General features: G+C 70.4%; 6 protein-coding genes. 5 read left to right on the forward strand and 1 reads right to left on the reverse strand.

The features are described from left to right. Positions 1–496, forward strand: a 496-nt coding sequence (locus ACFFNX_RS34740) for a hypothetical protein (protein WP_378210152.1), incomplete at its 5' end; no start/stop codon positions are given. On the opposite strand, the gene ACFFNX_RS34745 is transcribed toward ACFFNX_RS34740, so the two are convergent. After that, positions 473–856, reverse strand: a complete 384-nt coding sequence (locus ACFFNX_RS34745) for a MerR family transcriptional regulator (protein WP_378210153.1) — start codon at positions 854–856, stop codon at positions 473–475. The genes ACFFNX_RS34740 and ACFFNX_RS34745 overlap by 24 nt on opposite strands. A gap of 253 nt (positions 857–1109) precedes the next feature. Here ACFFNX_RS34745 and ACFFNX_RS34750 point away from each other — a divergent pair, with 253 nt between their 5' ends. The 4 genes from ACFFNX_RS34750 to ACFFNX_RS34765 form a co-directional block, all read left to right on the forward strand. Further along, the gene (locus ACFFNX_RS34750) at positions 1110–2492 is read left to right on the forward strand and encodes an MFS transporter (protein ID WP_378210154.1); all 1383 of its coding nucleotides are present in this window, start codon (positions 1110–1112) and stop codon (positions 2490–2492) included. A gap of 507 nt (positions 2493–2999) precedes the next feature. Further along, complete coding sequence (locus ACFFNX_RS34755; RefSeq protein ID WP_378210157.1) at positions 3000–6491, forward strand: putative adhesin; 3492 nt, start codon at positions 3000–3002, stop codon at positions 6489–6491. Next, positions 6488–7738, forward strand: coding sequence for an alpha/beta hydrolase family protein (locus ACFFNX_RS34760; RefSeq protein WP_378210155.1), 1251 nt, complete (start codon positions 6488–6490; stop codon positions 7736–7738). Before ACFFNX_RS34755 ends, ACFFNX_RS34760 begins: the two co-directional genes overlap by 4 nt. Before the next feature lie 104 nt (positions 7739–7842). Next, positions 7843–8319, forward strand: a 477-nt coding sequence (locus ACFFNX_RS34765) for an alpha-ketoglutarate-dependent dioxygenase AlkB family protein (protein WP_378210156.1), incomplete at its 3' end; no start/stop codon positions are given.

Consider the following 8319-nt stretch of genomic DNA (forward strand, 5'->3'; position numbering starts at 1 on the left):
CCGGCCGACCGCGGGCGTCGATCCGGCGTCCGCCGTGCGGCAGTGGTGGCTCCGCGCCGCGTCGATCTCCGCCTCGCGCTACTTCGACCCGCGGCTCTGCGGCCTGAACCAGCCACCCGCGATCTGGCTGCTGGGCGGCGGCGCGCCCCGGGGAGAGACGGAGCGCACCTGCGCGGTGCCCGCGAACCGGCCCATCCTGGCGCCGGTGGCGAACTACTCCGCGCCGGCGGACGGCCCCCGTCCGACGCCCCCGGCGGCCCGGATGGACGTCACGCTGGACGGCCGGTCGCTGACCCCGATCCGGGTCACGAACAGTGGGCCCTACGTGATCGCCTCAGCCGTGCCCGGCAACCCGGTGGAGTTCGAGAGCGGCGAGCGGGTCGTCGACGACGGCTGGTGGGTGCTGATCGATCCGGGGCTCGCGCCGGGGCGGCACCGGCTCGACATCCGTGTCTCGGGCGCGTCGTCCCGGCTATGGACCCTCGTCGTCTCGTGAGCGGCGCCGGCGTACGGCGTCGAGGTAGGCGCTGATCGCGTCGCGGTTCCTCGTCAGGCAGGCGATCTTGGCGTCCATCTGCTCGCGCTGGTGCTCGAGGGCGGCGATGAGGTCCGGGTCCGCATCGCGTACGTGGATCGTGCACGGGTCGTCCAGGCATGGGAGGATCTGGCGGATGATGCTCGTCGTCAGCCCGGCGTCGAGCAGCCCGCGGATCTGCGCCACCCGGCCGACCAGGGGTTCGCCGTAGTCGCGGTAGCCGTTCGGCAGCCGCTCGGGCACCAGGAGGCCCTGCTCCTCGTAGTACCGCAGCAGGCGTGGCGGGACCCCCGTGCGTTCGGCCAGCCGACCGATCCTCACCCTGCCTCCCGGTGGACGCCTTGCCCTCACACTAGTGTGAACGTTCGAGCATGGTGCTCCACCCCGCGTGAGCGAAGAGGAGGGCGCCGCCGTCGCCGGACCAGTGCCGTCGGGCATTCCCGATCAGCGGTCGATGCCCGGCCCCCCGTACCCTCGGCGGCAGCCATGCCTCCCCCGAAGACGGAGACCTTGTGACGAAGCGAACCGATGGGCACGGCGGCATTTCGCTCGCGGCGCCGACGAAGGTGGCGCCGTGAGCGTTGCGACCGCGCCGGCGGCGCCCGTGATCGTACGCCGGCCCGCGACCCTGACCGTCCTGTCGGTGGCGCAGTTCCTCATCGCCCTCGACTACTCGATCATCTACATCGCCCTGCCGAGCATCGCCGCCGACCTCGGGCTCGACTCGGCGCTCGCGCAGTGGGTGGTCAGCGCCTACGCGGTGCTGTTCGCCGGGTTCCTCGTCGTCGGTGGCCGGCTGACCGACCGCGTCGGCCCGGCCCGGCTCTTCATCGGCGCGATCATCACCTTCGGCATCGCCAGCGCGATCGGGGGCGCGGCCGAGGACGGCGCGGTGCTGCTGGCCGCGCGCGGCGTGCAGGGGCTCGGCGCGGCACTGCTGCAACCCGCGGTCCTCGGACTCATCGGCACGACGTTCCCCGCGGGTCCGCAGCGCAGCCGGGCGCTGGTGGTCTGGGGTTCGGTCGGGGCGTCCGGCCTGGCCGCCGGGGCCGTGCTCGGCGGTCTGCTGACCACGGCGTCGTGGCGGCTCACCTTCCTCGTCAACGTGCCCCTCACGCTCCTGTGCGCGCTCGGCGCCGCCGTCTGGATCGGAACCGGCCGGGGCCATCTGCCGACCGGCCGCATTCCGATGCTCGCCTCGGTGGTCGGTACGGGCACCGTGCTCACGCTCGTCATCGGCCTCAGCCTCGGCCCCGACCGCGGCTGGGACTCCGCGCCGACGCTCGTCTGCCTCGGCCTGGCGGCCGCGCTGTTCGCGATGTTCGTCCGCAACGAGCGCACCTCGCCCAACGTCCTGATCGAGCACGTCCTGCGGCGCACGCGCTCGCTGCGGTCCGGCGCGGCGGCGACCGCGCTGTACATGGCCAGCGTCGGTTCGGAGTTCTACCTGCTCACCCTGCTGCTGCAGACGACGAAGGGCTACTCGCCGTTCGAGGCGGGGGCCGCGTTCCTGCCGATGGCCGCGATGGTGACCGTCGGCAACACCGCCGCGGGCCGTGCCGTACGGCGGATCGGCCCGGACGGCGTCCTCGTCGGCGGGTTCGCCATCGCCACCGCCGGCCTGCTGTGGCTGTCGCTGAGCCTGGGCGGCTCCTCGTACGCCGCGGACCTGCTGCCCGGCCTCCTGATCAGCGGTTTCGGGCACGGAGCCATCTACACCGGAATGTTCATCATCGGCACCCAGGACGTGCCGTCGGAGCACCAGGGCACGGCGGGCGCGCTGCTGACGACGTCCCAGTACCTCGCCGGCGCGCTCACGGTCGCCGTGCTGACACTCGCCCTCGGCCCGTCACCGGACGACGCGCGGTTCCGCGTGGCCTTCCTGATCACCACGGCCGCGGCGGCCACGGGCATGCTCCTCGCCGCAGTGCGCCGCCGGGAAGCACACGACCAATGATCAATTGAACGCATCGATCACAATCCATCCGTCACGGCCAGGGGCCTCGGATGCTTTTCCCTCGTCGCCCACCGCAGCGGCCCGTCACAGCGGGGCGACGCTACAGGACTTCCACCGCCGAAGCCCTTGCATGAGAGATTCACGTTCGCGCCTGCAATATCCATGTCGAATGCCGGTATTCCGATGGAATAACGTACGGATATCCGGCGTCCCATCGGGGGATCTCGGAGGGGCCGCTACGATGCGGTGATCTTCGCGATCACGAATGGAGCGGTTTTGGGATTCGGCACGAAAGCCGGGCGGGCGGCGGAGCCGTTGCTGGGGCTGTTCGGCGGGCTCCGTGGCCTTTTCCGAAGCGGGCCGGTGGCCACGCGAAACTGGGTTGATCAACTGGAACTCGTGGCCGGCACCGGTGGGGGAACATTGGCGTTCTCCTACCTGTTCAAACGACTGCGTTCTTTCGCGATCCCCCTCAAGCGCCGGTTCACCCGGGTCGATCCGGTCGATGTGGCATCCGGAGAGGTGGTCCTTACGCAGACCGACGTGGAACTGCCTGGACTCCTGCCACTCGTGGTGTCTCGCAGTCACATTTCGTCGTATCGAGCGGGGATTTCGTACGGAAGGTCGTGGGCGTCGAGTCTGGATCGGCGTCTGGTGATCGAGGGCGACACGGCGATCTATGCTTCAGGCGACGGGATGCTGCTGTCCTATTCCCTTTCCCCCTCTTCCTCCCCGCCCGCGCCGGTCATGCCCGAGGAGGGCCCCCGGTTGCCCCTGGAGCGCGTCGATGACGGCTTCACGGTCACCGATCCGGCGCTGGGCCACGTCATGCGTTTCGCGGGCGGGAACGCGCGCAGCGACGACGCGGCCGGTGCGCGCGTCCTGCCGCTGACATCGATCACGGACCGTAACGGCAACCGCCTGGACTTCGACCGCCGGGGCGATCATTCGGTGGCCCGGATCCGCGGTTCGAGCGGTTACCGGGTGGCGGTGGACTACGAGGATGGGCGAGTCCGCGCGCTGCGGCTTCTCGGCGACGACGAGGACCGGTCCGGCCGGGTCGTCGTGAGGTACGGGTACAACGACGACGGCGACCTGGCCGAGGTGGTCGATTCCTCCGGCGAGCCACACCGGTTCCGCTATGACGGTGAGGGGCGGTTGACCGGCTGGGACGACAGAGTCGGCTGCTGGTACCGCTACCACTACGACGACGAGGGCCGCTGCGTCGCGACCGAGGGGCCGGGCGGGCACCTGAGCGCGACCTTCGCCTATCTCGCGGACGGACGCCGGACGGTGATGACGAACTCGCTCGGGCAGGCGACGACGTTCCGGATGAACGATCGCGGCCAGGTGGTCGCCGTCACCGATCCGGCGGGGAACGTCACGGTGGCGGAGTGGGATCGCCGCGACCGGTTGCTCGCCGTGGTCGATCCATTGGGGCGGACCGAGCGGTATCGCTACGACGACCAGGGGAACCTGAGCGAGATCGTCCGTGCGGACGGGCGCCGCGCCACCGTCGCGTACGACGCGCTCGACCTGCCCACTGTGATCACCGAGGCGGACGGGTCGGTCTGGCGGCAGGAGCACGACGATCGGGGCAACCTCCTCGCCTGCACGAACGCGCTCGGTGCCGTCACGCGGTACACCTACGACGAACGAGGCCGCCTCACCTCCATCACCGATGCCCTGGGCCGGAGGACCGAGGTGGTGACCGATGACACCGGTCTGCCGGTGAAGGTGACCGATCCGGCCGGAGCGATCACCCGGTGGGCCCATGACGAGTTCGGCCGGCCGACGGAGATCACCTGGCCCGCGGGGGAGACGGTCCGGCTCGGCTGGACCGACGAGGGGAACCTGGAATGGCGGTCCCTGCCCGGCGGGGGGACCGAACGGTGGACCTACGACGCCGAGGGGAACGTCACCGCGTACACCGATGCCGCGGGGCACGTGACGCGCACCGAGTACACCGGCTTCGAGCTGGTCTCGGCACGCGTCGGCCCCGACGGCGCACGTCTGGAGTTCGGCCATGACACCGAACTGCGGCTCACGTCGGTGACCGACGCCCGGGGGCTCGTCTGGCGCTATGAGTACGACGCGGCCGGGAACCTGGTGGCGGAGACCGACTTCGACGGCCGCGAGCTCCGGTACGCCTACGACGCGGCCGGCCGGCTCATCGCGCGGACCAACGGCGCCGGTCAGATCGTGCGTTACACCCGCGACGCGATGGGCGACATCGTCCGGCAGGTCGACGGCGACGGCGAGGTGACGACCTTCGACCACGATCCGGCCGGCCGCCTGGTCCGCGCCCGTAACGCCGACGCGGACCTGCGCCTGGACCGTGACGCGTTGGGCCAGGTCGTCGTCGAGGAATGCAACGGCCAAGCGGTTCACCAGCGCTTCGACCCGCTCGGGCGACGGATCTGGCGCAGGACCCCCTCCGGCGTCGAGACCCACTGGCGGTACGGCCCGGGCGGTCGGCTCGTGAGCCTGGAGACCGCGGGGCAGGTCCTGAGGTTCGGCCACGACGACAGCGGACGGGAGACGGCGCGGACGATCGCCGGCGGCATGACGCTGACCTGCGGCTGGGACGCCGCCCACCGGCTCCGGTCGCAGACCCTGTGGAGACCCCCGCCGACCGGCGAACGGCGGGCGGGAACGGCCGGTGATCCGGTGTGGCACCGTACCTACACCTACCGGACCGACGGGCACCTGACGGCCGTGGATGACAGCCTTTCCGGGCGGCGGAGGTTCGACCTGGATCCCGCCGGGCGCGTCACCGCGGTCCACGCGCGGGAGCGCGACGAACGCTACGTCTACGACGCGGCCGGAAACCTGACCGAGGCGCGGTGGCCGGGGCGCGACGAGACGGCTCGGGCCCCTCTCGGCCCGCGCGAGTACGCTGATGCGATGATCCGCCGCGCCGGAAGAGTCACCTTCGAACATGACGCGCAGGGACGCGTCGTACGCCGCCGCGAGCGGAGCCTCTCCGGCCGCCTCGTCGAGTGGCGCTACGCCTGGGACGCCGACGACCGGCTCACGGCGGTCATCACGCCCGGCGGAGAGCGATGGCGTTACCGGTACGATCCGCTCGGCCGCCGGATCGCCAAGCAACGACTGGCGCCCGGCAGCGGGCACGTCGTGGAGCAGACCGACTTCGCCTGGGACGACGTGGTCCTCGCCGAACGGACCCGCACCGTCCCGGGGGAGACCGGCACCGGAAGCCGGACGACGACGTGGGAGTACGAGCCCGGCACCTTCCGGCCGATGACCCAGGTCGACCACGAGCAGGGGCGAGGCGCGTCACCGGAACGGACCGATCACGCGTTCTACGCGATCGTCACCGACCTGGTCGGAACGCCGACCGAGATGGTCGACCCGCGCGGCGAAGTCGTCTGGCGCCGGGGCTCATCGCTGTGGGGCGCCCCCACGGTCGCGGGGGAGACCGACGAGGTCTGCCCGTTGAGGTTCCCCAACCATCACCACGACCCCGAGACCGGGCTCGACTACAACTACTTTCGTTACTACGACCCGGCCACCGCCCGATATCAGAGCGCCGACCCTCTCGGCATCGCCGACTCTCCCAACCCGTACGCGTATGTGAGCAATCCGTTCCACGGGATGGATCCGCTGGGCCTTTTCCTGTGCGTTCACCCGCGTCCCGACGGCCAGCACGTGTTCGCCGGCCATGCCAATTTCACCCCCAAGAACGGATACACCACGGTGCCGCACGGTACGGCGATCTGCTTCTACTCCAAGCACGGGAGGGTCCTCACCGACTGGAAGGGACTCCGCATCGAGAAGGGCCGGCCGGGCGTCAAGCCGGTCGAGACGTTCACCGCGGGCCAGAGGGTGCCGAACTATACGCTTTACCCACCGGGAGACCTGGGGACGGTCGAAGGACTGTCGCACACGGTCGACCGCCCCACGCACCTCTCCCAGCTCCTCGACCCGAATATGGGACGGGTCCACTGGGCGGCGTGCAGGAATGTTGCCAGATGACCCATCTCCCGGATCCCGGCCCGTACCGCCATGCCGCTGTTCGGGTGGCTGTGGCGGTCTTGGCCCTGGTGGCCGCGTTGCTTCCGCGATCCCAACCGGTCTCGGCCACCGTCTCGGCTCCCACGTCGGTCCGGGCCGTGGCAGCCGGTTCGGTGGTGTCGCTGCCGGGCCCGACGGGCCGGCACCAGGTGGGTACGGTCTCGCTCCATCTGGTGGATGGCACCCGTCATGATCCGTGGGTTCCCTCGCATCCGCTTCGCGAATTGATGGTGCAGTTGTGGTATCCGGCTGCACGTTCCGCGGGATTTCCGCGCGCCCGCTACATTCCCGCTCTGGCCGGGCGGCTGTTGGACGCCCAGACGGCGCAAGCGCTGGCCACGTCAGTGCCGACCGGGACCTTTCACGGGCTGCGGACGCACTCCTACCAAGACGCCCCGGTCGCGCGCTCGGCCAAGGCCGGCCGGCCGGTCATCCTGCTCTCCCCGGGCGATGGGATGGATCGCTCCTCACTGACCAGCGTTGCCGAGGATCTGGCCAGTCATGGATTCCTCGTCGCGGGCATCGATCACACCCATGATTCCGGGCAGGTGGAGTTCCCCGGGGGAAGGGTCGAAGTCGCCCAGAACATCCCACCCGGCAGCGCCGACGAGGAGACCCTCGTGCGCACCGCTGACGTCAGGTTCGTGCTCGATCAGCTCACCCGGCTGAACACCGGTGCCAATCCCGATGCCGACCACCAGCGCCTGCCCGCCTTCCGCAACACCCTCGACCTGGCCCGCACGGGGATGTTCGGCCACTCCCACGGCGCCGAGGCCACCGCCGAGACCATGCTGCAAGACCGTCGCATCACCGCGGGAGCAGAACTGGACGGAGGCGTCAGCGACCGCGTCGCCGCCGCCGGATTGCACTCCCCGTTCATGGTCATCAGCGGCAACTCCGCGGCGGGTCACCCCCTGACCGAGGAGAATCTGACCACCCTTTGGCCCCGCCTGACCGGTTGGGGCCGCTGGTTGAGGCTTCGCGATTCCGGCCACCTGTCCTTCACCGACTTCGAGATCTTCGCCCCCGAGCTCAACACTCCACCGAACACGCGGCAGCAGCTGTTCGGCACGCTCGACCCGCAACGCGCCGTCGCCATCGAACGGACGTACCTCCTCGCGTTCTTCACCTGGCAACTCGACCATCACCACCAGCGGCTCCTGGACAGACCCTCCAACCGTTACCCCGAAATGATCTTCGAACGTTGACGATCGGGGACCGGGCGATCATCGGGCCAAGAGGAGCGTCATGAAGTCGATGGCGGCGGATCATGATCGAACATGTGTTTGAATCTGTCGCGTAGACTGTGGTCATGACGGCGCTCCAGGGTTCGCTGCTGGACTGCGGCGACGAGATCGAGCTCGGCGCGCTCGGCTCGTCGGTGCGGCGCACGGTGCTCGACCGTGGAGCGTGGATCGACGTACGGCCCGGCTGGGTGACCGGCTCCGGCGTCCTGTTCGACCGCCTCGTCGGCTCCGTGCCGTGGCGTGCCGAGCGGCGGCACATGTACGACCGCGTCGTGGACGTCCCGCGTCTGCTGAAGTTCTACGGCGAGGACGAGGAGCTGCCCGAGTCGATCCTGTGCGAGGCGCGAGACGCGCTGAGCGCGCACTACGCCCGTGAGCTGGGCGAGCCGTTCCGCACCGCCGGGCTCTGCCTCTACCGCGACGGCGCCGACAGCGTCGCGTGGCACGGCGACCGCATCGGGCGCGGCCGTCGCGAGGACACCATGGTCGCGATCGTCTCGGTCGGCGCGCCGCGCGCCCTGCTGCTCCGCCCGCGCGGCGGC

Source organism: Actinoallomurus acaciae (assembly GCF_042429965.1).
In the GTDB taxonomy this organism is placed as follows: Bacteria; Actinomycetota; Actinomycetes; order Streptosporangiales; family Streptosporangiaceae; genus Actinoallomurus; species Actinoallomurus acaciae.

Coding starts and splice junctions, on each gene's coding strand:
- ACFFNX_RS34760 (WP_378210155.1), top strand. CDS start 6,488: ATGACCCATCTCCCGGATCCCGGCCCGTACCGCCATGCCGCTGTTCGG.